24 protein-coding genes are annotated in these 21764 nt (G+C 65.2%); 16 read left to right on the forward strand and 8 right to left on the reverse strand.

Annotated elements, in window-relative coordinates; translation table 11 throughout:
- Window positions 1-147: 147 nt before the first annotated feature.
- Entirely contained in the window at window positions 148-1650 is a 1503-nt protein-coding gene (pdxR, locus tag AC1DQR_RS25140; RefSeq protein ID WP_416051941.1) for a MocR-like pyridoxine biosynthesis transcription factor PdxR, read from the forward strand.
- A gap of 120 nt (window positions 1651-1770) precedes the next feature.
- Here the strand turns inward: pdxR and AC1DQR_RS25145 are convergent, their stop codons facing one another.
- Window positions 1771-2337: a cysteine hydrolase family protein gene (locus tag AC1DQR_RS25145; RefSeq protein ID WP_416051942.1), complete on the reverse strand. Its 567-nt coding sequence runs from the start codon at window positions 2335-2337 to the stop codon at window positions 1771-1773.
- 228 nt (window positions 2338-2565) lie between these two features.
- On the reverse strand, window positions 2566-2814 hold the full coding sequence (locus tag AC1DQR_RS25150; RefSeq protein WP_416051943.1) for a hypothetical protein: 249 nt from the start codon (window positions 2812-2814) through the stop codon (window positions 2566-2568).
- 9 nt (window positions 2815-2823) lie between these two features.
- Here AC1DQR_RS25150 and AC1DQR_RS25155 point away from each other — a divergent pair, with 9 nt between their 5' ends.
- On the forward strand, window positions 2824-3138 hold the full coding sequence (locus tag AC1DQR_RS25155; RefSeq protein WP_416051944.1) for an aminotransferase-like domain-containing protein: 315 nt from the start codon (window positions 2824-2826) through the stop codon (window positions 3136-3138).
- A 56-nt stretch (window positions 3139-3194) separates the two neighbouring features.
- On the opposite strand, the gene AC1DQR_RS25160 is transcribed toward AC1DQR_RS25155, so the two are convergent.
- Window positions 3195-4112, reverse strand: a complete 918-nt coding sequence (locus AC1DQR_RS25160) for an MBL fold metallo-hydrolase (protein WP_416051945.1) — start codon at window positions 4110-4112, stop codon at window positions 3195-3197.
- Between the two features lie 121 nt (window positions 4113-4233).
- Between AC1DQR_RS25160 and AC1DQR_RS25165 the strand changes: the two genes are divergently transcribed.
- Window positions 4234-4683, forward strand: a complete 450-nt coding sequence (locus tag AC1DQR_RS25165) for a heavy metal-responsive transcriptional regulator (protein WP_416051946.1) — start codon at window positions 4234-4236, stop codon at window positions 4681-4683.
- 181 nt (window positions 4684-4864) lie between these two features.
- Here AC1DQR_RS25165 and AC1DQR_RS25170 read toward each other — a convergent pair whose 3' ends face one another.
- Entirely contained in the window at window positions 4865-5827 is a 963-nt protein-coding gene (locus AC1DQR_RS25170) for a hydroxymethylglutaryl-CoA lyase (protein ID WP_477133995.1), read from the reverse strand.
- Window positions 5828-6028: 201 nt separating this feature from the next.
- Here AC1DQR_RS25170 and AC1DQR_RS25175 point away from each other — a divergent pair, with 201 nt between their 5' ends.
- Entirely contained in the window at window positions 6029-6943 is a 915-nt protein-coding gene (locus tag AC1DQR_RS25175; RefSeq protein ID WP_477133996.1) for a LysR family transcriptional regulator, read from the forward strand.
- 21 nt (window positions 6944-6964) lie between these two features.
- On the opposite strand, the gene AC1DQR_RS25180 is transcribed toward AC1DQR_RS25175, so the two are convergent.
- The 3 genes from AC1DQR_RS25180 to AC1DQR_RS25190 form a co-directional block, all read right to left on the reverse strand.
- Window positions 6965-7945 carry a Bug family tripartite tricarboxylate transporter substrate binding protein gene (locus AC1DQR_RS25180; protein WP_416051948.1) on the reverse strand — a complete coding sequence of 327 codons (981 nt, stop codon included), beginning with the start codon at window positions 7943-7945 and terminating at the stop codon, window positions 6965-6967.
- 51 nt (window positions 7946-7996) lie between these two features.
- Window positions 7997-8857, reverse strand: a complete 861-nt coding sequence (locus AC1DQR_RS25185) for an NAD(P)-dependent oxidoreductase (protein ID WP_416051949.1) — start codon at window positions 8855-8857, stop codon at window positions 7997-7999.
- Between the two features lie 139 nt (window positions 8858-8996).
- Entirely contained in the window at window positions 8997-9710 is a 714-nt protein-coding gene (locus tag AC1DQR_RS25190) for a GntR family transcriptional regulator (protein WP_477133997.1), read from the reverse strand.
- A 417-nt stretch (window positions 9711-10127) separates the two neighbouring features.
- Here AC1DQR_RS25190 and AC1DQR_RS25195 point away from each other — a divergent pair, with 417 nt between their 5' ends.
- Complete coding sequence (locus tag AC1DQR_RS25195) at window positions 10128-10769, forward strand: 4-carboxy-4-hydroxy-2-oxoadipate aldolase/oxaloacetate decarboxylase (RefSeq protein WP_416051950.1); 642 nt, start codon at window positions 10128-10130, stop codon at window positions 10767-10769.
- Window positions 10770-10880: 111 nt separating this feature from the next.
- On the opposite strand, the gene AC1DQR_RS25200 is transcribed toward AC1DQR_RS25195, so the two are convergent.
- Window positions 10881-11405, reverse strand: coding sequence for a TetR/AcrR family transcriptional regulator (locus AC1DQR_RS25200; RefSeq protein ID WP_220810720.1), 525 nt, complete (start codon window positions 11403-11405; stop codon window positions 10881-10883).
- A 240-nt stretch (window positions 11406-11645) separates the two neighbouring features.
- Here AC1DQR_RS25200 and AC1DQR_RS25205 point away from each other — a divergent pair, with 240 nt between their 5' ends.
- The 11 genes from AC1DQR_RS25205 to AC1DQR_RS25255 all read left to right on the forward strand — a co-directional run bounded on the left by AC1DQR_RS25205 (window position 11646) and on the right by AC1DQR_RS25255 (window position 21744).
- The gene (locus AC1DQR_RS25205; protein ID WP_416051951.1) at window positions 11646-12467 is read left to right on the forward strand and encodes an alpha/beta fold hydrolase; all 822 of its coding nucleotides are present in this window, start codon (window positions 11646-11648) and stop codon (window positions 12465-12467) included.
- 4 nt (window positions 12468-12471) lie between these two features.
- Window positions 12472-12768, forward strand: a complete 297-nt coding sequence (locus AC1DQR_RS25210; protein ID WP_477133998.1) for a hypothetical protein — start codon at window positions 12472-12474, stop codon at window positions 12766-12768.
- Between the two features lie 20 nt (window positions 12769-12788).
- Window positions 12789-13628, forward strand: a complete 840-nt coding sequence (locus AC1DQR_RS25215; RefSeq protein WP_174425341.1) for a DODA-type extradiol aromatic ring-opening family dioxygenase — start codon at window positions 12789-12791, stop codon at window positions 13626-13628.
- Between the two features lie 43 nt (window positions 13629-13671).
- Window positions 13672-14016: a non-heme iron oxygenase ferredoxin subunit gene (locus tag AC1DQR_RS25220; RefSeq protein WP_416051952.1), complete on the forward strand. Its 345-nt coding sequence runs from the start codon at window positions 13672-13674 to the stop codon at window positions 14014-14016.
- A 19-nt stretch (window positions 14017-14035) separates the two neighbouring features.
- On the forward strand, window positions 14036-15436 hold the full coding sequence (locus AC1DQR_RS25225) for an aromatic ring-hydroxylating dioxygenase subunit alpha (protein WP_477133999.1): 1401 nt from the start codon (window positions 14036-14038) through the stop codon (window positions 15434-15436).
- Window positions 15433-15984, forward strand: coding sequence for a 3-phenylpropionate/cinnamic acid dioxygenase subunit beta (locus AC1DQR_RS25230; protein WP_416051954.1), 552 nt, complete (start codon window positions 15433-15435; stop codon window positions 15982-15984). The genes AC1DQR_RS25225 and AC1DQR_RS25230 overlap by 4 nt, the downstream gene beginning before the upstream one ends.
- Before the next feature lie 2 nt (window positions 15985-15986).
- Window positions 15987-16790 carry a 3-(cis-5,6-dihydroxycyclohexa-1,3-dien-1-yl)propanoate dehydrogenase gene (gene hcaB / locus AC1DQR_RS25235; protein ID WP_416051955.1) on the forward strand — a complete coding sequence of 268 codons (804 nt, stop codon included), beginning with the start codon at window positions 15987-15989 and terminating at the stop codon, window positions 16788-16790.
- A gap of 41 nt (window positions 16791-16831) precedes the next feature.
- Window positions 16832-17920, forward strand: coding sequence for an NAD(P)H-dependent flavin oxidoreductase (locus tag AC1DQR_RS25240; RefSeq protein WP_477134000.1), 1089 nt, complete (start codon window positions 16832-16834; stop codon window positions 17918-17920).
- A gap of 54 nt (window positions 17921-17974) precedes the next feature.
- A complete protein-coding gene (locus AC1DQR_RS25245) occupies window positions 17975-18757 on the forward strand; it encodes a 2-keto-4-pentenoate hydratase (RefSeq protein WP_416051957.1) in 783 nt (260 codons plus the stop codon).
- 136 nt (window positions 18758-18893) lie between these two features.
- Window positions 18894-20774, forward strand: a complete 1881-nt coding sequence (locus AC1DQR_RS25250; RefSeq protein ID WP_416051958.1) for a feruloyl-CoA synthase — start codon at window positions 18894-18896, stop codon at window positions 20772-20774.
- A gap of 10 nt (window positions 20775-20784) precedes the next feature.
- Window positions 20785-21744, forward strand: coding sequence for an acetaldehyde dehydrogenase (acetylating) (locus tag AC1DQR_RS25255; protein ID WP_416053224.1), 960 nt, complete (start codon window positions 20785-20787; stop codon window positions 21742-21744).
- Window positions 21745-21764: the final 20 nt, after the last annotated feature.

The raw sequence follows: 21764 nt of genomic DNA on the forward strand, positions 1-21764 counted from the left end.
CTCCAGACGGACGCGGCGTGTATTGTTTGTCAGTGAAGCACCCGGCTCAGCCCTCAGGTTTTTTGTAGCGTACGTTACAAAGTGCCGAACACGTCATGATGTCAGTAGCCACGAGTCGGGGCTCAATGAGCAGAGGGAGCGAAGACTTTGAAAGAGACGCCACTGATCGACTGGCTTCTCGGGCGCAGTCACTGGGCGCAACCCGACCGATCGGGCCTCCCCTTGAACCGGCAGTTGTTCGACGACATCCGCGGTGCGATCCTTGCTGGCCAGTTGTCGGCCGGTACGCGCCTGCCGCCGACACGCGAGGTCGCCAAAGGCCTGAGCATTGCCCGCAACACAGTCCTGTATGCGTATGAGCGCCTCACCGAAGAGGGCTATACGCTGACACACGGCGGCAGTGGCACCTACGTCGGCAAGGCACCGCCCGATCCCGCGCTGCGCGAGCGCGTGTTCGGCTTGAGCCAGGCGAGCGAGATCGCGCCGCCGCGCGAGGAGTCGCGCCTGTCCGCAAGAGCCCGCGAGCTGCTTGATGGCGCCGGCGCATCGGACCGGCAGGTGGGCTCGTTCGTGCTGGGCATTCCGGATGTCAGGCAGTTTCCGCGCGCGACATGGCAGCGCCTGATCACCCAGGTCTGGAAAACCGCCTGCCAGGAACAACTGGGCTATGGCACACGGCACGGTTGCCCGCCGCTCAAGCACGCGCTGGCGCAATACCTGGCGCTCGCACGCGGCGTCGACTGCTCGCCCGAGCAGATCGTGGTGACGCAGGGCAGCCACCAGGCCATCGATCTGTGCGCCCGCTTGCTTGCCGATCCGGGCGACGTGGTGTGGGTGGAAGACCCCGGCTATTGGGGTGCGCGCAGCGTGTTTCGCGCCGCCGGCCTGAAGGTTGAGGCGGTGCCGGTGGATGCACAGGGCATGCAGCCCCCCGTTGCGCCGCAGACCGCGCCCAAGCTTATCTTCGTCACCCCGTCGCACCAATACCCCAGCGGCGTGGTAATGAGCCTGGCACGCCGTCGTTTGCTCACGGAGCTGGCGCATCGCTACGGCGCCTGGATCATCGAGGACGACTACGACAGCGAGTTCCGCTACCACGGTGCGCCCCAGCCGTCGTTGCAGGGTCTCGATCCCCATCGCAACACCATCTATGTGGGCAGCTTTTCCAAGGTGCTGTACCCCGGCCTGCGGCTCGGTTTCCTGATTTTGCCGCCGTCACTGGTGGATGCCTTCGCCGTAGCGCACTCCGAGTTGTATCGCGGCGGGCAGTTGCAGATCCAGACCGCGCTGGCGCTGTTTATCGCCGACGGGCACTACGCCGCCCATATCCGGCGCATGCGCAAGATCTATGGCGAGCGCCAGGCGCTTCTCACGCAGGCATTGCAGCGCCGGCTTGACGGCGAGATCGATATCGTCGGCACCGATACCGGGCTGCATCTGACCGTCCTGCTGCGCCGCGCGGACGATCACCGGGCATCGCGCGCCGCGCTTGCCCACGGGATCGTGGCCCGCCCGCTGTCGTCCTACTACGCGGATCCCCGGCGCTCGCAGAACGGCCTGGTGCTGGGCTACGGCGGGGTCAGCGAGGAGGAGATTGCCCCGGCGGTGGCCAGGCTGGCGGTGGCCATCGAGTCGGTCGGCGGGGCGTGATGCGGGTGCCGGGTCAAGACGCTGCGGGCCGCCTCGGACAGCGCTCGACGACCTTGTCGCCATCCACGAACACCGAACGAACGCATTGCGAGGCTAGCGACGCGGCGTTGATCGCTGTGTCTATTGTTGTGTTGATTGTTGTGCGAACCGGCAGTCCGCCGCGCTCACCAGTTTCACGAACGGCCCGCTCAACGTCCGGTTGTGATGCGCAATGATGGCCTGCGCCGGCAGCACCGGCGTGTCCATGCAGGTATGTCCGTCCGCGACCAGCACCGGCCTGAAGCCTAGCTCCGCGGCGGCACGGCAAGTCGTGTCGACGCAGTACTCCGTCTTCATGCCGGCAATGACCAGTTCGGCAACGCCGGCATCCGCCAGCCAGCCGGCCAGCCCGGTTCCGGCAAAGCAGCTGGGCCGGGTTTTATCGAACACCGTGTCCGCCACGGCATCCACCGCAAGCTCAGGAAGCAGTTGCGACAGCGCGCTGCCGGGCTCCAGCGGAGATCCCAGCGGGCCGGTGTGGCGCACGGCAAAGACAGGCGCGCCCGCTTCGCGGGCTTTCGCGATGAGCGTGTTGATGGTGGCGAGGAGGCGCTGCCCTTCATAGGGCGCCTCTGGGCCGTTGAACATGCCGACCTGCATGTCGATGATCAAGAGGGCGGAGCGCCCGGGGCTTGCACTGCTTGGCATGGTGTTTCTCGTGTGATGCCGGCGCGGGCGGAGAAACCAAAAGGCCCCGTCCATCGCTGGCGGGGCCTTGGGGTGAAGACTTGAGCGGCCTATTCCTGGCTCATGGTCCGACCACACGGCCCGCCATCAGCGGTCGTGGTAGTGATAGTGGTCGTGGTGTTGAGAGCCGGGAAGTGCATTTGCGGATCATGCAGCATGCCGGGCGGGGCGTCAATATCCGGCGTGGCTTCAGCGTGCCAGCGCACGCTGGCGAATGTCCTCGAAATCCGCCGGCGGGGCGTGCCGTGTCAGGCGCGGGCCAGCCTGCGAAACCTGCGCGGGCAGGTCGTGCTTGAGGAGCCGGCGCAGGGTGGCGGCAGCGTCGAGCAAGCCGGGCAGGTCCATGCCGGTGTCATAGCCCATGCAGTCGAACAGATGCACCATGTCCTCGGTGGCGACGTTGCCGGTGGCGCCGGGCGCGTAGGGGCAGCCGCCCATATCCGGCGCATGCGCAAGATCTATGGCGAGCGCCAGGCCCTCCTGACGCAGGCATTGCAGCGCCGGCTGGACGGCGAGATCGATATCGTCGGCACCGATACCGGGCTGCACCTCACCGTCCTGCTGCGCCGGGCCAACGATCACCTGGTATCCCGTTGCGCGCTGGCCAACGGGATCGTGGCGCGCCCTCTGTCGTCCTACTACGCCAATCCCCTGCGCTCGCGCAACGGCCTGGTGCTGGGCTACGGCGGGGTCAGCGAGGAGGAGATCGGGCCTGCGGTGGCCAAGCTGGCGTTGGCCATCGAATCGGTCAGCAGCGCCTGATGCAGGCGTCAGGAGAGTCTGCACGGAATGGGGAAGGCGCCGGCCTGAACGTCACCTCATTCCACCCAGGCTGGGAAGTATCCCAGTGACGTCTGTACCGGCCCATCGTGCGCCGGAACCACGACAAGATCCGGATGCCTGCCCGCCAGCGCGCGAATCTGATCCACGGCATCCTGGGTTTGTTCAATGTCGCCATCCACCAACCAACGTGCTGCCCAGAACTTCGGGCTGCCAAGCTTCAATGCCTTCGCATTCCAGACTGCATCGCCCACGAGGAAGTACTGTGCACCGGAGTCGACAGAGATGAACATGCCGATCGAACCGGGGGTATGGCCGAGAAGAGGAACGAGCACGACCGTGCCGTCTCCATAGAGATCCAGGCTGTTCGCGAACCCTTTGTATGACACCGGTTCGAATGCCAAGCTTTTCCATTTGATCGATTGCGCGCCGACTTGCGAGGGCCAGCTGCCGCCGACGCCAGCGGTAGGGCGCCTGATCATCGACAGCTCCGCGGGATGTACCAGCACCGTGGCATTCGGGAAGTCGCTAATGCCGCTGGCATGATCCCAGTGACTGTGGCTCAGGATAATCGTTTGAACGGGTTCCATGCCGGCGCGCAATAGCTGGTCGATCACCGGAGCCACCGGATTCTCGTACTTGAAAAACAGGCTTTGCCACCAAGGCATATCTTGCCGATATTGATCGGCCACCTTCGAGCCCAGCCCAGCGTCAAACAGCAGCGTGTCAGTGCCGTGTTTCACCAGGAACGCGGAGAAGTTATTGCTCACCTTGCGCGTGAAGCTCCCGCCGGAGTAGACCAAGGCCTCGGTAACGGATAGCTCCGCGGTTCTGATGATCGCAAAAGCTACCTTGGATTGGCCCGAAGTCGATGGGCTGCCTGGTGCCGAGCCATTGTCGGCGATAGCAGGCATGGCAATAGCAGACAGCAGTAGAAGAACAAGCATACGAAACATGGCGTCACCTTTGTCGATGGTTCCGGGATCCTGTGGAGTGCATCCCACGCGCACCTTAAACCTTGGTGTAGACTCCAAGGTCAAGACAAATCAGGGACGTCGCGTTTGACGGGGGCCACAGGTGAACATCAGCGAGTTGGCGAAGGCAGTTGGCACGACTACAGATACCCTGCGTCACTACGAAAAGGTGGGACTGTTGGCGCCGCCCGCTCGGCTGGGCAATGGCTATCGTTCATACGACACCCAGGCCGTTCGGCGCATTCAATTCATCCGTAGCGCGCAAACGCTCGGGTTCTCGCTTGCCGAGATTCGGGAAATCATCCCGCAATTGATTGACGGCAGGTTTGGCCGGGCCGAGATAGAGCAACGCTTGAGCGCCAAGATCGGACAAATCGATGCCCATATCAAGGCGCTTCAGTCCTTGAGAAAGGAGTTGGTCGCAACGGCCAACTCCTTATCTTGTCCTCCGGGGGCTCCGGTCACCATGGCATCCGCGACTAAAGTTCCCGTGATCCATAAGGACAAGTTGCATACGGAGAAGAGAATCTCACCGCGCCCCGGCAAGCGATGACACCGTCGGACAAGGCGCGTTCTCCTCGACTCTCGCGATGCACTTCTCGATGGTTCTCATGTTCCGACCACACGACCCACCATCAGCGGTCGCGGTGGCGGTCGTGGTGTTGAGGGCAAGGAAGTGCACGCGCGTTGCCGGGCGCTGCAGGCCGGGCGGGACGTCAATATCCGGCGTGGCTTCAGCGTGCCAGCGCACGCTGGCGAATGTCCTCGAAATCCGCCGGCGGGGCGTGCCGCGTCAGGCGCGGGCCAGCCTGCGAAACCTGCGCGGGCAGGTCGTGCTTGAGGAGCCGGCGCAGGGTGGCGGCCGCGTCGAGCAAGCCGGGCAGGTCCATGCCGGTGTCATAGCCCATGCAGTCGAACAGATGCACCATGTCCTCGGTGGCGACGTTGCCGGTGGCGCCGGGCGCGTAGGGGCAGCCGCCGATGCCGCCAAGCGACGTGTCGAAGCGGCGGATGCCGGCTTGTACGGCGGCCACCGCATTGACCAGCCCCATGCCGCGCGTGTTGTGGAAATGGGCTGTGAATTCGAGCCTGGGAAAGCGTGCCTGCACGGCCTCGCACAGGGCCTGCACCTGGTTGGGGTATGCCATGCCGGTGGTGTCGCACAGCGTGATGCCGTGCACGCCCAGCCCGGCAAAGCGGGCGACCCATCCAAGGACAGCTTCGGCCGCGATGTCGCCTTCCATCGGGCAGCCGAATACGCAGGACAGCGAGACGTTCACCCGCACGCCGCGTTGCATGCCGAGCGCGATCACGTCCTGCAACTGGCTCAACGATTGCTCTTGCGTCATGCGCAGGTTGACCAGGTTGTGGGTCGCGCTCACCGACATGACGAGGTTGAACTCCTCGGTGGCGGACTCCAGCGCGCGCTCTGCGCCGCGCACGTTCGGCACCAGCGCGGTGTACACCACGCCGGGCGCGCGCCGGATACGGTGCATGACCGCCTCGGCATCCTTGAGCGCCGGAATGGCCTTGGGCGACGTGAACGACGTGACTTCGATCTTGGCGAAGCCCAGGCCGCTCAGCGCATCGAGCAGGGCGACCTTGTCATCCGTCTCGATGAAATCGCACTCCATCTGGAAACCGTCGCGGGTCGCCACTTCATTGAACTCCAGGCGGATGCCTTGGCCGTGATGCATGCTTGCGCTCCTTTTGCGGGTTGCGGATGACGCGCCGGCCATCCACCGGCGGCTTGATCCGGGTTGTGTTTGCCAAGCCGTGGTGCCGCCGTCATGGGTCGGGCCGTCCCCGCCACTCTATGGGCGCGGTGCCGTCGGCGGAATTGCGATCTCCACAATCCGGCTTCGCAAAACGCGAAGGACCCGCGCTAGAATGCGCCAATGACCTGGCCCCTCAATCCCGCCCGAGTAGATTTCGTGACGCTGCGCTTGTTCTGCGCGGTCGTGCAGACCGGCAGCATCACGCAAGGCGCGGCCGCCTGCCACCTGGCCTTGTCGGCGGCCAGCCGGCGCTTGTCGGATTTCGAGGAAACCACGGGCTTCCAGTTGCTGGAGCGCACGTCCAAGGGGGTGACGCTCACGCCCGTGGGCCATATGGCCATGCAGCATGCCATGCGCCTGTTCCAGGGTTTCGAGCGCTTCAGCGCGGAGCTGCAGGACCATTCACGCGGCTTGCTGGGCCATGTGCGGCTGTGGGCCAATATGTCCGCCCTGACGGAGTTCCTGCCCGCCAGGCTTGCCACCTTCCTGGCGCAGCATGCGGGGGTTCATGTCGAAGTCGAGGAACAACTCAGCGGCGATATCGCCCGCGTGCTGGTGGACGGCCTGGCGGATGTCGGCGTGTTCTCGGAAGGCACGCCCACGGATGGCCTGGACATCAGCGATTTCCAGACCGACACGCTGGTGCTGCTGTGCTCGCGCCGCCATCCCCTTGCGCGCAAGCGGCGCGTCGATTTTGCGAGCTGCCTGGAGTACGACATGGTCGGGCTCAATCGCGGCAGTGCGTTGCTGGAGCTGACCTCGCGCGCGGCGGAGCAGGCCGGGCGGCCGCTTCGGCTTCGCATCCAGGTCCGCAGCTTCGACGCGATGTGCCAGATGATTGCGGCCGACCTTGGCGTTGGCGTCCTGCCGCAAGCCGTGTGCCGCGCCCAGGCCAAGGCGCTGGGGTTGCATATGGTCGGCTTGTCGGACGCTTGGGCCAGCCGGCGGCTTCTGCTGGCAACGCGCTCGGGCGTGCCCTTATCCATCGCCGCGCGGCTTCTCGGGGAGCATCTGCGGCAGGCCGGTGTGCCCTGACCGGATCCCCGCCCGGCAGGCCTATTCCACCTTGGCGCCAGACTCCTTGATGATCTGGCCCCAGCGCGTGGCCTCGCTCTTCATGTAGGCCGTGTATTGCTGGGGCGTGCCGCCGAGGATGTCGGATCCCTGGGCGATCAGCTTGGCGCGCACCGCCTCATCTTTCAATGTCCTGTCGGTCGCCTCCCGCAGTTGCTTGACGATGGGCTCCGGCGTTCCTTTTGGCACCAGGATGCCCTGCCACGCGCCCATTTCCAGCGAGCTCATGCCGCTCGCTTCCTTGATCGTCGGGATCTCCGGCAGCAGCGTCGAGCGCTTGGCGCTGGTGATGGCCAGGGCTTTCAGCTTGCCGCCCTTGATCAGCGGCTGGGCGTCGCTCAGCGGCAGGAACATGAACTGCGTCGAGCCCGCGATCAGATCGGTGATCGCCGGCGCGCTGCCCTTGTAGGCGACATGGGTCACCTGGATGCCAGTTTCCTTGGCAAAGAGCGCGCCGCCGAGATGGAGCAACGCGCCAGCACCGGATGACGCGTAGTTCAGCTTGCCGGGGTTTGCCTTGGCGTAGGCCACCAGTTCATGCACGTTCTTCACCGGCAGGCCTGGCGTGGTGACCAGGACCAGCGGCACGATGGCGGTGAGCGAGACCGGCACGAAATCCGCGAACGTATCGAATTGCACGTTCTGGTATAGCGCCGGGGCCAGCACCACGGCGGAGGTGCTGTAGAAGATGGTGTAGCCATCGGCCGTGGCGCGCTTGGCCTCCGTTGCCGCGATGTTGCCGCCGGCGCCGGGCTTGTTGTCCGGCACGACGGACGTGGACAGCTGCTTGCCGAGGCCCTGCGCGACGATGCGCGCGTTGATGTCGGCCGAGCCCCCGGGCGGGAAGCCCACGATCATCCGGATCGGCTTGCCGGGATAGGTGTCCGAGGCCAGCGCGGGCGTGGCCGCGATGGTGGGCAAAACAATGGCTGCCGCCAGCAATGCATGGGCGAGTTTGTGCATGGTGTCTCCTTTTTATTTTGAAAGCGGATTCGGGCGCAGCGAGGAGGCTGGCTATGGCTGGTTGGACAGCAGCCAGCCAAGCGCGTCCTGGATCGTGGGGTTGTCCTGGATGGGATGCGCATCCAGCGCCGCGGCCGTGGCCTTGAAGCGCGCTTCGACACCGGGCAGGACCAGTGAGGGAAGCCCGGCGCGTGCGAGTTCCTTTTGCGCTTCCAGTACCTCGTGCGTGCGGCGCCTGGCGTGGATGGTGTGGGTGCGGACCAGCATGTCGATAAAGCCGGCCAGCGGTGCTTCATCGATGTCGCGCAGCACGCCATAGAGCTTGTCGCGCACGCCTTGCTTCTCGGCGGCCATCAGCAGCTCCACGGACAGGGCTTCCATGCCCTTGGTGAAGACGCTGCGCAGGATCTTCAGCGAGATCGCATCACCGGCTACGCCGCCTTCGACGGCTTCAGCCTTGCCGCCGGCCGCGTTGACCAGCTTGCAGAATTCGGCGGCGGATGCGCCGGCGCACAGCAGCGGGGTGCGATGCAGCGACAGCGAGATGGCGCCCATCACGGCCACGTCGACATACGCGAGCCCGGCTGCGGATGCCGCGGCGGCGGCCCTGCGTTTGTCCTCGGGGCTGGCGGTCGTCAGGTCCGCGTAGCTTGCGCCTGCTTTCATGTGCGCATGGCAGTTCCCCGCGACGGCCAGCGCAGCCGATCCGAATACGCAGGACAAGACCCAGTCGGCCGAGGCGAGCCAGGGGCCGATTTCCGCATGGACGGGAAGGCCCCGGGCGGTGGCGAGTTCCTTGCCCGCGGGGGAGAGGCAGGTGTCGCAGAGGTGGAGCTGCACGCCCGGCAGGCTTGCCAGGGCGGTGGCGTAGCAACGGCCGACTTCCCCCAGGCCAATGATTGCGATGTTCAAGACTATCTCCTGGCTGATTTCGGCCAAGAGTACATAAAAAAAACAGTCGCAACAATCTGAAATGACTAACCTGCGGGTATACCTCTAAGTTTCCGGCCAAGTTTGCGACTCTTTTCGCAGGGCCGAGCTGGATTTGTACTCAATTTGTTTTGTCGGCGGCTTCGTCGCCGGCGTCGGCATCGTGCTGCAACCCCGCCGGCGCCGAGTTCAGGCGGCGGCTCATGAAGCGCTGGTTGGAGATATGGAGGTGGACCGACATAAGCTGCGCGGCCAGCTCGCCGTTGTGCAGCTCCATCGCCAGCACGATGTCCTGGTGATGATGCAGGCTGCGCCTGAGGTCATCGAGTTCATAGAGGAAGAACGAGCGGACGATGACTGGCATGTCGATCATCGTCTCCAGCATGGACTTCAGGCGGTTGGAGCCGGATGCCTCCAGCAGCAGGCGGTGGAAGGCGCTGTTCGCCGCCTGTATTTCCGCAATGGCGTCATCCCCTTTGGCGCCGGCTTCGATCACGGCCGCCATGCGCGCGTTGCAAGCCTTGAGCGCGGTGATGGTCTGCGCATCCGCCCGCTCGGCGGCAAGCCTGGCCGCGTACGGCTCCAGCAGCGAGCGCAGGCTGAACATCTCCTCGATGTCCCAACGCGTCCAGCCCGCGACAAACACGCCGCGGCCGGTCTGCGCCACGGCCAGCCCGTCGTCGATCAGGCGTTTGAGGGCGGCCCGCACGGGCGTCCTGCTGACGCCCATTTCCTCGGCGATGTGTTCTTCCTTCAGCTGCGTGCCCGCCGTGTAGTGACCTGCCACGATGCGCTTTTTCAGCTGCTCGTAGGTCTGTTCGCTTCCTTTTTTCATAGCTGGCTTTGTTCTTTCCGGGGCGTGCCCATGCCGGGCGGCGCGCGATGTCCTCGGCGCGACTGGGATGCAATTTGCGCGCAAGCGAGCACACCATGCGCGGCGGCAATCGTATCAGACCGCATGTCGGTGCCGGAAACGCCCCTGGGGGAGGCGGGCAGGAATAGCCATTGTCTTGGTGAGGCGATTGAGGCACGTCTTCGCTTTGTGTATTCGATTTGTATTCGTTTTTGCTGCATGCGGAAGGAATTCCGCTTTTTTTGGCTGTATTTTTCTTGTTCAATCCTTTCCTTGCCTTTAATTGTACTTTTTTTGTATTATTCGGGGATCGCAAGCGCGCTGCAGGCGCGAGCGGGCAAACAGGCGGCCGCAAGAGCCCCTCTACTTCAAGACACCAAAGGAAACGAAAGGAAAGCCATGACCATCTCCCCGGAACAGATCACGCGCCTGAAGGCGCTCGGCGCGGCCACGATCCACGAGGCGCAAGGGCAGAAGGGCGCGGTCGACGTTGGCCTCAAGCCGCTGGACCCCACCTTGCGCATGGCCGGGCCGGCAGTGACGGTGGACCTGCGTCCCAGCGACAACCTGATGATTCACTACGCGCTGACCAAGACCAAGCCGGGCGACGTGCTGGTGGTCGATGCCAAGGGCTTTCTCGAAGCCGGCCCATGGGGCGACCTGCTGACGCTCGCCGCGCAGAAGCTCGGCCTGGCCGGGCTTGTGGTCAACGGTTCGGTACGCGACGGCAACGCCATCATCGAGATGGGTTTCCCGGTATTCTGCCGGGGGCTGTCGATCAAAGGCACCAACAAGCATCAGCCAGGCCGCGTAAACGTGCCGGTGAGCCTTGGCGGCGTGGTGGTGAATCCCGGCGACATCATCGTGGGCGACCGCGACGGCCTGGTGGTGGTCGACGCGAACGAGGTAGGCAGCGTGATTGCCAGGAGCGCCGACCGCGAACTGAAGGAAGCGAAGATTCGCGAAGAGCTGGAGAAGGGCAAGACGATGGTCGAGCTGCTCGGGCTGGGGGATACGCTGCAGCGCTACGGGCTGGTTTAACGGCGGGCAGTACTGCGCGGCGGCAATTACGCGGCAGCGGCTCGGGGCAGCGTCGGATCGCGGTTAGGGGGGGCACAGTCGGGGGGGCACAGTCGTGCCCCTTTTTGCCATTCAAGGCGCCAGCAGCAGGCGCTCGATGCAGGCCCTGCGCTCTTCCTTCTGCGCCGCGGTGCCCTGGTGGGAAAGGAGGGACTCCGACAATTCATAACTGTATAGTGCGAACGCCCTGGCGCGCGCCTCGGGGATGTCGAACCCGAGTGCGCTGAAGCACTGCGAGATATAGGACAGGCGCTTGGCATCCACCTCGTCGAGCACCTGGCGCACCCGCTCTTCCCGGCGGGCCCAGGCGCGGATGGCAAGCTCCGTTGACGCCGCTTCTTGCGCGGCGGTACCCCGGAACGGCAATGTGAGCAGATCCCGGACCAGCTCCCGGGGCGGCAGGCCGCGGCGCTCGAAGCGGTAGATGATCTGCTCGGTGGCCTCATCGCGCCATGCGGTCAGCATGCGCTGCAGCAGGTCTTCACGATCCTTGAAGTGCCAGTAGAAGCTGCCGCGCGTGACTTCCAGTTCCTTGGCCAGCACTTCGACACGCACTGCGTCTACGCTGCGGCTGACCAGCAGATTGCGGGCAGCCATGATCCAGTCTTCCGGCGTAAGTTGGTTGCGAGGGGCTGCGGAACTTGTCCCCGTGCCTTTGGGCATAGTGCCTCCAATAAGTATGGAGAGGATTGTACTTCCCTCCTTCAATACACATATGTACGGTTAGGTTCTCGGCATATCCGGGGGTAAACACCGATGAATCCGCCGAAATCCTCGCTTGACCGGATGCATTTCCATTCCTACCATACACATACGTATGTGTATGGAGAAATTGAGATGAGTCAGCATGAAGGCGTCGGCTTGACCTTGACCGCCGCGGAACACCAAACCAACTACTTTGACCAGGGCACGGGCAAGCCGCTGTTCCTGCTGCATGGATCGGGGCCGGGCGTGTCCGGCTGGTCGAACTGGAAGGGCGTAATGGGCGAACTTGCCAAGACCTTCCGCGTCATCGTTCCGGACATCGCCGGCTTCGGCTTTACCGAATTCAAGGAAGGCACGAAGTACGACATCAAGCTGTGGGTGCGGCATCTGGCCGGCATCATGGACGCACTGGATATCGAGAAGGCTTCGTTTGTCGGCAACTCCTTTGGCGGTGCGCTCTCCGTGGGCCTGGCCGTGTTCGATCCGAAGCGCGTCGAGCGCCTGGTGCTGCTGGGCACGCCGGCAGGGGAGTTCGAGCAGACGCCGGGCCTGCGCTCGGCGTGGGAGTACGAACCGTCGCCGGAGAACATGGAAAGGACAATGCGCCTGTTCCCTTTCGACCAGTCGATCATCACCCCGGAGATGGTGCAGTCCCGCTACGAGGCCAGCGCCCGTCCCGGCGCGCAGGATGCGTTGCGCAAGCTGCTGCCCAAGCCGAATGCGCAAGGCCCGACCCTCGTCAAGGGCTTCCCGCCAGCTGCCATCGCCAAGATCGAGGCGCCTACGCTGGTGTTGCACGGACGCGAAGACCGCGTGGTGCCGCCGGCATGCGGCCAGTTGCTGGCAAGCACGATCCCGCAGGCGGACCTGCACCTGTTCGGGCAATGCGGGCACTGGGTCCAGACCGAGCGGCGCGCCGATTTCCTGAACCTGGTCGGCAACTTCTGCGCATAAGACCATGAGCCGCAACGTCCTCGAAAAGGTCCTTCACCAGCTCACGGTGGATCGCTCGGCCAAGCAGCGCTTTCGCGACGATGCCGATGCCTACCTGCGGCGCTTTGCCTTCAGCGAGGCCCAGCGGGCCATGTTGATGCAGTTCGATGTGCTTGGCCTGCAGCAAGCGGGTGTCAACCCGATGCTGACCATGGGCTTCTGGCAGGAGCTGTCCCCGGAGCGCGACATGCGCGCCTACATGAAGAAGCTGCGTCCRGTCGGCTCGGCCGAGACGTTGCACAGCGCCGCCTTGAAGCGCTAGGAACAGGAACAGGAACAAAGATGGGAAAGATCGTAGGTGGCTTCCTGGTGCCCCATGACCCGGTGATGTTCGTCGCGCCCGAGGCGCCGGCACCCGCGGTGCGCGAGCGCATGTGGAACGCCTTCAAGACTTGCGCGGCGCGGCTGGCCGGGCTGGCGCCCACCAGCGTGGTGATCGTGGGCGCGGACCACTACATGCTGTTTGGCACGGGTTGCCTGCCCAGCTACCTGATCGGCACGGGCGATGTCGATGGCCCGCTCGACGCCATGCCGGGCCTCAAGCGCGGCGTGATACCGAACAGCGAAGCGCTGGCGGCGCATATCGCTGCCGAAGGCCATGCGAACGGGTTCGACTGGGCGGTGGCGCGCGCGTTGACGGTGGATCACGCCATCGGCATTCCGAACCAGCTGATGGTGCAGCCGATGCGGGAAGCGGGCCACGCCGTCGGCACCATCCCGGTGTACCTCGCCGCCGGCGTCGACCCTTATATCCGGATGGCGCGCGCCATCCAGGTCGGCCGCCAGATCCGCGATGCGGTCAGCGCCTATCCGGAGGATGAACGGGTTGTGGTGATCGGCAGCGGCGGCATCAGCCACTGGGTCGGCACGGCGGAGATGGGCCGGGTCAACGAGGTGTTCGATCGCGAGATCCTGGCTTATGCCGAACGCAACGACCTGCAGGCGCTTGCTGCGCTCAGCGACGAGTACATCCTCGCCAACGGCGGCAACGGCGGCATGGAGATTCGGAACTGGGCCTGCGCAATGGGCGCGCTGGAAGGCGCGCGCGGCGAGACCATCGCCTACGAAGCCGTCCCGGAATGGGTGACAGGCCTGGGATTTGTCCAGCTGCACCTGCAGTGACGCAATATCCGGCGCTTGCGCCGGGCAAGAAGGAATGACAGCGATGAGCAATAAAGTTTTCCTGATCCAGCGTGAAGCGCTGGCGCCGGGCCAGGTGTGCAAGGTCGAGACATCGGGCTGCCCGCTGGCTGTCTACAACATCGACGGCGAGTACTTCGCCACCAGCGATGTTTGCACGCATGCCACGGCATCCCTGTCCGAAGGCGAGATCGTGGATGGCGACCTGATCGCCTGCCCGGTCCACGACGGCCAGTTTCATATCCCGACCGGACAGGCCGTCGGGTTCCCGTGCACCGTCGACCTGCGCACGTACAAGGTCATCGTCGAGGCTGACCAGATCTACGCCGATCTCGACGAAGAATCCGAAGCGGCGTCGTCGGCTATCTGAAGCCATTGAGAGAGTGAACATGACACACGACTGCAGCGGCAACTGCGAACGCTTGCGCAAGGATCCCGCCAGCGCGCCCCTGCGCGACCTGGATCGCCTGTTGGACCTGAACGCTGGCAGGCTGTCGCGCCGCGTCTACTGGGACCAGCGCATCTACGAACAGGAACTGGAAAAGATCTTCGCGCGCAGCTGGCTCTTTCTCGCGCATGAATCGCAGATTCCCAAGGCGGGCGACTACGTCACCACCTATATGGCGGAAGACAACGTGATCGTGGTGCGGCAAAAGGACGCTTCCATCCGTGCCTTCCTGAACACCTGCCCGCATCGCGGCAACAAGCTGAACTTCACCGACGCGGGCAACGCGCGCAGCTTTGTCTGCAACTACCATGGCTGGAGCTTTGGCATCGATGGCGCCTTGCGTGGCATGGCGGGGCAGGAGCTGTTCGAGGCCAGCGGCATGGACCGCTCGGAACACGGCTTGCACCCGGTTGCCAAGGTTGCGAGCTACAAGGGGCTGGTGTTCGGCAACATGGATCCGGACGCGCCCTCGCTGGAGGACTTCCTGGGCGACTTCCGCTACTACCTCGACGTCATGCTGGACATGGACGGCGAGGGCACGGAGTTTGTCGGCAGCTGCGTCAAGTCGGTGATTAACTGCAACTGGAAAGTCCCGGTCGAGAACTTCATCGGTGATATCTACCACGCGTTGTGGACCCATGACTCCGCCGCGCGCGCCATGCTTGGCGGCCCGGTGGCCGAGGTCTTCAAGGATCCGGATTCGTACCATGTCAATGTCAACGGGCACGGCTGGGAATTCAACCTGGACGTCGTCGGCAATGCCGCGACCCTGGGCGACAAGGAGATCCGCAAGTACCTGTACGGGATCCAGCCGCTGGTGGCAAAGCGGCTCGGCGAGTTCCGCTCCAGGATGATCGGTTCGATCTCCTCGGTGAGCGTCTTTCCGAACCTGTCTTTCCTGCCGGGACAGAACACCTTCCGCGTCTGGCATCCGCGCGGCCCGGGCAAGATCGAGCTGCACACCTGGACCATTGTCAACAAGAGCGCGCCGCAGGACATCAAGGATCGCTGGCTGAAGGGCACCATGCTGACGTTCTCGCCCTCCGGTGTGTTCGAGATGGACGATGGCGAGAACTTCGAGTTCTCCACCCGCACCAATGCCGGCTTCGTCACGCGCCAGCAAGACCTGTACATGGGCCTGGGCCTCGACTCCCGGCTGGAGGGCAGCGAGCTGCCTGGCAATGTCTATCGCAACCAGGTGAACGAAGCCAACCACCGCGCGTTTTACCAGCGCTGGCTGGACCTGATGCAGGCGCGCGCCTGGGATGAAGTCCCGGTGCGCGACAAGCCAAGCTTGCCTGAGAGCGCGTTCGTCAACGACAGCCTGAAGGAGGTCGCATGAGCGCGCTCCCCCAACCGCTGCCACAGGCCCTGGCGCTGCAGGCGGTGGACCTTGCCACCGCCCATCGGGTGCAGCAGTTCCTCTATCGCGAGGCGCGCCTGCTCGACAGCGAGGCGTGGAGCGACTGGCTGGCGCTGATGACGGACGACATCCACTACTGGATGCCGGCCATCGAGAACCGCCGCCGCGCGGACAAGCTGGGTGCCTACGGCGTGGGGCGTGGCGCGTATTTCGACGACAACCACTTCGACCTGGAACGCCGCGTGGCCCGCTTCAAGCAACCCTCCGCGTGGGCCGAGGATCCGCCGACCCGCCATGTGCACGTCATCAGCAATATCGAAGCGTACGCGGGCGCGGCCGATGGCGAGTTCATCGTGCATTCGGTCTTCGTCAACTACCGCAGCCGGGGCGAGGCGGACAACGATCTGTTGCTTGGCCGGCGCGAGGACGTGCTGCGCGTCCATGGCGAGGATTTTCGGATCGCCCGGCGCAAGATTGTCATCACGCAGTCCCTGCTGATGTCCAAAAACCTCAATACCTTCTTCTGACCATGGGCTGGCTCGATAACGATGTGGCATTGGTGACCGGCGCCAACTCAGGCATTGGCCTGGCGGTCACCCGCAGATTCCTGGCGGAGGGCGCAGCCGGCGTCGGCGTGCTGGTGCGCAACGCGCAGAGCGCTGACGCCATGCGCGCGGAGTTTGGCGACCGCGTGGCGATCACCGTGGGCGACGTGCGCTCGGAAGACGCCAACGCGCAGGCGGTGCAGGCCACCGTCAAAGCCTTCGGCAAGCTCGACACCCTGGTTGGCAACGCTGGCGTATGGGATCACTTCGCCACGCTGCGCAAGCTGGAGCCGGGTGTGGTCAGCGCGACCTTTCGCGAGGTGTTCGACGTCAACGTGCTGGGCTACCTCCTGGCCGCCCATGCCGCCGCGCCCGCACTGCGTGAGCGCCGCGGCAGCATGATCTTCACGCTGTCGAACGCCAGTTTTTATGCCGGCGGCGGCGGCCCGGTCTACGTGGCCTCCAAGCACGCCTGCGTCGGCCTGATCCGGCAGCTGGCCTACGAGCTGGCGCCGGAGATCCGCGTGAACGGCGTGGCCCCCGGTGGCACCGTAACGCCGCTGAAGGGCCCGGAATCCCTTGGCAAGCAGGAGGCCCGGCTGTCTGAGATCCCCGGCTTCTCGGACGCCGTGGCCAACGCGATGCCGCTGGGCTTCATCGCCCAGCCGGAGGACCACACCGGGCACTACGTGCTGCTGGCATCGCGCACCAATTCCCCGGCCACCACGGCCGCCATCCTGCAAAGCGACTGCGGCTGGGAAGTCCGCGGGCGGCCAGGCCGGCGCTAGCCGATCAGCATGAGATAAGAACGAGACATGAACGAGACAAGATGAACGCCCCCAACGCATCGCCCAACGCCGCACCCAACGCACCCAACGCACCCAACGCACCCAACGCACCCCCTCGCGCCTCGCACGCTGCCTTGCGCAACGTCTTCGCCCGCGCGCGTCTGCCGGTCATGGGCGCGCCCATGTTCCTGGTCTCCGGCCCGGAACTGGTGGCCGCCAGCCTCAAGGCCGGCATCATCGGCACCTACGCCGCCCCGAATGCGCGCAACCTGGCCGCGCTCGATGCGGCGCTGGCGCAGATCGCAGCCGAGGCAGCCCAGCACCCGCAAGTGCCGTGGGCACTGAACATGATCGTCCACAGCAGCTATGACCGCTTCGACGCGGAAATGGCACTGGTGGAACGGTATCGCCCAGGCATCGTGACCACGGCGCTGGGCAGCCCCCGGCGCGTGCTCGAACGCGTGCACGGCTACGGCGGGCTGGTGATGGCGGATGTCATCTCGCCGGCGCTGGCTCGCAAGGCGATCGCTGCCGGCGTCGACGGCCTGGTGCTGGTCACCAGCGGTGCCGGCGGCCACACCGGCACCTATCACCCCTTCGCCTTCCTGGCGGAAGTGCGCCGCTTCTGGGACGGCCCGGTTGGGTTGGCGGGCGCCATATCCAGCGGTGCGCAGATACGGGCCGCGCAGTTGCTGGGCGCCGATTTCGTGGTGGTCGGCACCCGCCTGATCGCAACGCGGGAGAGCATGGCGGCGCCCGCTTACCGCGACATGCTGGTGGCCAGCAATATGGAGGACCTGGTGCAGTCCACCGCCGTATCGGGCGTGATGGCGAACTGGCTCAAGCCGACGGTTGCGGCGGCGGGATTCACCCCCGACAAGCTCAAGGAGGAGAAGAAGATCGATTTCTCCGGCGACATTGCCTCGGCGCCGAAGGCATGGCGGGACGTATGGTCGGCAGGCCATGGTGTCGGCGCGATCGATGCGGTCGGCTCGGTCGAGGACGTGGTCACGGCGCTGGCTGACAGCTATGCCGCCTGCCTGGCGGGAGAAGCTGAGCAGATCCTGCAGTTGCTGCCGAGATATCGCGCAGCCCAGGCCGCCGCCGTGGAGCGGCTCGCCGCCGCCTGACCTGACGGACAAGCAGGCAAAGACCAGACAACAAGCATCACGAGGTAGACGACGATGAAAGATACCCCCATCCAGCAGGCGGCCGAGGCTCTGTACCAGGCCCGCCGCGAGCGCAGCCCCATCGCCAGGATCTCGGAGACCTTCGGCATCGACGGACTCGAGGCGGCCTATGCCGTTGCCGCCGCCAACACGGGACGCGCGCTGCGCGAAGGCCGCGTCATCAGCGGCAAGAAGATCGGCCTGACATCGAAGGCCGTGCAGGCGCAATTAGGCGTCAACCAGCCGGATTTCGGCGTGTTGTTCGCGGACATGGAGTTCCTGTCCGGCGCGGCCATTCCCTCGGGCTCACTGATCCAGCCGAAGGCGGAAGGGGAGGTCGCCTTCGTCATCGGCCGCGATCTTGATGACGAAGCAATGACCTGGGGGCGTTTCCTTCGTGCCATCGAATTCGCATTGCCCGCCATCGAGATCGTCGACAGCGCCATCCAGGACTGGAAGATCACGCTGGTCGATACGGTGGCGGACAACGCGTCCTGCGGTCTCTACGTGCTCGGCACCGATCCGAAGCGCGTGACCGACCTGGCGCTGGCCGACTGCGCGATGCGTTTTACGCGCAACGCCGAACCGGCGTCGGAGGGCAACGGCGCCGCCTGCCTGGGCCACCCGCTGCATGCCGCCTGGTGGCTGGCACGCACCATGACCGTGATGGGCGAGCCGCTGCGGGCTGGCGACGTCGTGCTCTCTGGCGCGCTTGGGCCCATGTTCAAGATCGGCAGTGGCGACGCGCTGCATTTGGAGATCGAAGGGCTGGGGCAGGTGCGCTGCCACGTGGATTGACGCTAACGCCCGTCGCAAGAACGGGCGATTCGGAGACAACAATGGGAATCAAATACGCTGCCGCAATTGCGGCGGGGATCATGGTGTCCGCGTGGGCCGCTCGGGGCTGCATCCTCGCCAAGCTGGAGGAGGGCGCATGGACGCAAACCAATTGACTCGCGCGTCCGCCGTCGGCCGCCGCGCCGCCGGACCGGATGCTGGCCTTTGGCTGGCGGAGCCCAGCATCCTGCGCACCGACCTGCCCGATGGCAGCTTTGTCTTGCGCTCCTCGGTACCGCTGGCAGATTTCGATCGCTGCATCGGCGATTGGCTAGCACGATGGGCGGCCAAGGCGCCTGCGCGCGTCTTCCTGGCGGAGCGCCGGGGTTCGGGCTGGCATACCGTCAGCTACGGCGAGGCCCATGCCACGGTCCGCAATATCGGCCAGGCGTTGCTGGATCTCGATATTGCGCCGGAAGATCCCGTGGTCGCGCTGTCGGACAACAGCGTGAACCTGGCGCTGCTGTCGCTGGCTGCCATGCACGTGGGACTGCGCATCGCTGTGGTGTCGTCAGCCTATGCCAGGATGAGCAGCGATCACGCCAAACTGCACGCCATCCTCGCCAGCCTGCATCCCGGCCTTGTCTATGCGGAGGACGCCGCCTTGTACGGGGCGGCGATACGGCGTGCCGGGCTCTCGTGTCCCGTGGTCTATGCGCAGGGCGCGGCCGGCGGCGAGCTGCCGTTCTCCGCGCTGTGCGCGGCCAGCGCCGGGCCCGGCGTGGATGAGGCGCTGCGCAGCATCACGGGGGCCACCATCGCTCGCATCCTGCTGACTTCCGGCTCCACCGGGGCGCCCAAGCTGGTGCCGAATACGCACGAGATGCTGTGCGCCAACCAGCAGATGATCGCGCAGTGCTGGCCGTTCGTCGATGAAACGCATCCCGTGGTGCTGGACTGGCTGCCTTGGAGCCATACCTTCGGCGCCAACCACAATTTCAACCTGGTGCTGCGCAATGGCGGCGCCCTGTACATCGACGACGGCCGCCCCGCGCCGGGCCTGATCGAGCGGACCATCGAGGGCATCCGCCAGGTTCGCCCGACGCTGTTCTTCAATGTGCCCAAGGGCTATGACGCGCTGCTGCCCTACCTGGAGGCGGATGAAGCCTTGGCCACGGCGCTGTTCGAGCGGCTGGACATGCTGTTCTTCGCGGCCGCGGCCCTGCCGCAGAAGACTGCGGAGCGCCTGCGCGCGGTGGCGCGCGGCGCCCGGCATCGATCGTTGTTCTTCACAACGGAGTGGGGTTCGACGGAGACTTCGCCGGTGGTGACCAGCGCGCATTTCTCGTCTTCGGACCCGCGCAATATCGGTGTGCCTGTTCCCGGCGTAGAGCTGAAGTTCGTGCCGTGCCAGGGCAAGCACGAACTGCGGGTGCGCGGGCCGTCGATCTTCGCTGGCTATCTCGGTGACGAGGAGAAGACGCGCGCCGCGTTCGACGAGCAAGGCTTCTACTGCATGGGCGATGCGGGCCGGCTCGCCGATCCGGCCGACCCGAACAGCGGCGTCATCTTCGATGGCCGGGTGTCCGAAGACTTCAAGCTGACGACGGGCACCTGGGTATCGGTCGGCTCGCTGCGCGTGCGCGCGGTCTCGGCGATGTCGCCCTATGCGCTGGATATCGTCGTTACCGGGCACGATCGCGATGAAGTCGGCCTGCTGGTGTTTCCCAGCGCGAAGCTGCGTGCGCTTGCCAACGACCAGGACGGCACGCTTTGCGGCAAGTCGCTGGGGCTGGTGCCGGCGGTGCAGCGAGCGCTTGGCGCGGTGCTGGCCGACCTTGGCAGGGGTGCCGGGTCTTCCCAGCGGCCGGCGCGCGCGGTGCTGCTGTCCGCTGCGCCGGCGATCGAGCAGGGCGAAATCACCGACAAGGGCTACATCAACCAGCGTGCGGTACTGACGCTGCGCGCCGGCGATGTGGACCGCCTCTATTCGGACTGCGAGTCCGTGATCTATCCAGACAGAATATCCCAGGGCTAACGGAAGCAAAATCATGACCCAAAAACTGAAGGCCGCGATCGTCGGCTCCGGCAATATCGGCACGGACCTGATGATCAAGATCCTGCGCCATGGCCAGCACCTCGAAATGGGCGTGATGGTCGGCATCGACCCCGCCTCGGACGGTCTTGCGCGCGCCGCCCGGCTTGGGGTTGCCACGTGCGCGACGGGCGTGGCTGGCCTGGTCGACATGCCGGCGTTCGCCGATATCGACATCGTGTTCGATGCCACCTCGGCTGGCGCCCATATCGAGAACGACAAGCTGTTGCGCGCACGCAAGCCGGGTATTCGCGTGGTCGACCTGACGCCGGCCGCCATCGGGCCGTATTGCGTCCCCGTGGTCAACCTCGACGCCAACCTCGATGGCCGCAACGTCAACATGGTCACCTGCGGCGGGCAGGCCACCATTCCCATCGTCGCGGCGGTTGCCTCGGTGGCACAGGTCCATTACGCGGAGATCGTGGCATCGATCTCCAGCAAGTCGGCCGGACCGGGAACCCGCGCCAATATCGACGAGTTCACGGAGACCACCTCCCGTGCGCTGGAAGTGGTGGGTGGCGCCCGCAAGGGCAAGGCCATCATCGTGCTCAATCCGGCGGAGCCGCCGCTGTTGATGCGCGACACGGTGTACACGCTGTCGGATATGGCGGACACCACGCGCATCGAGGCAGCGGTGGAGGCCATGGTGGCTCGCGTCAACGCCTACGTGCCCGGCTACCGGCTCAAGCAACGGGTGCAGTTCGAGCGATTCGACGAAAGCCAGCCGCTGAACATCCCGGGTGTCGGGCGCATGAGCGGGCTGAAGACCTCGGTCTTCCTCGAAGTGGAGGGCGCCGCTCACTATCTGCCCGCCTATGCCGGCAACCTAGACATCATGACTTCGGCAGCGCTGGCCACCGCCGAGCAGCTCGCACGGCGCGAGCTTGCCGCGCGCGAGGCCGCGGTAGCGTGAAGAACCCAAGCCCAGGACAA

It is taken from the genome of Cupriavidus sp. 05L411 (assembly GCF_056398045.1).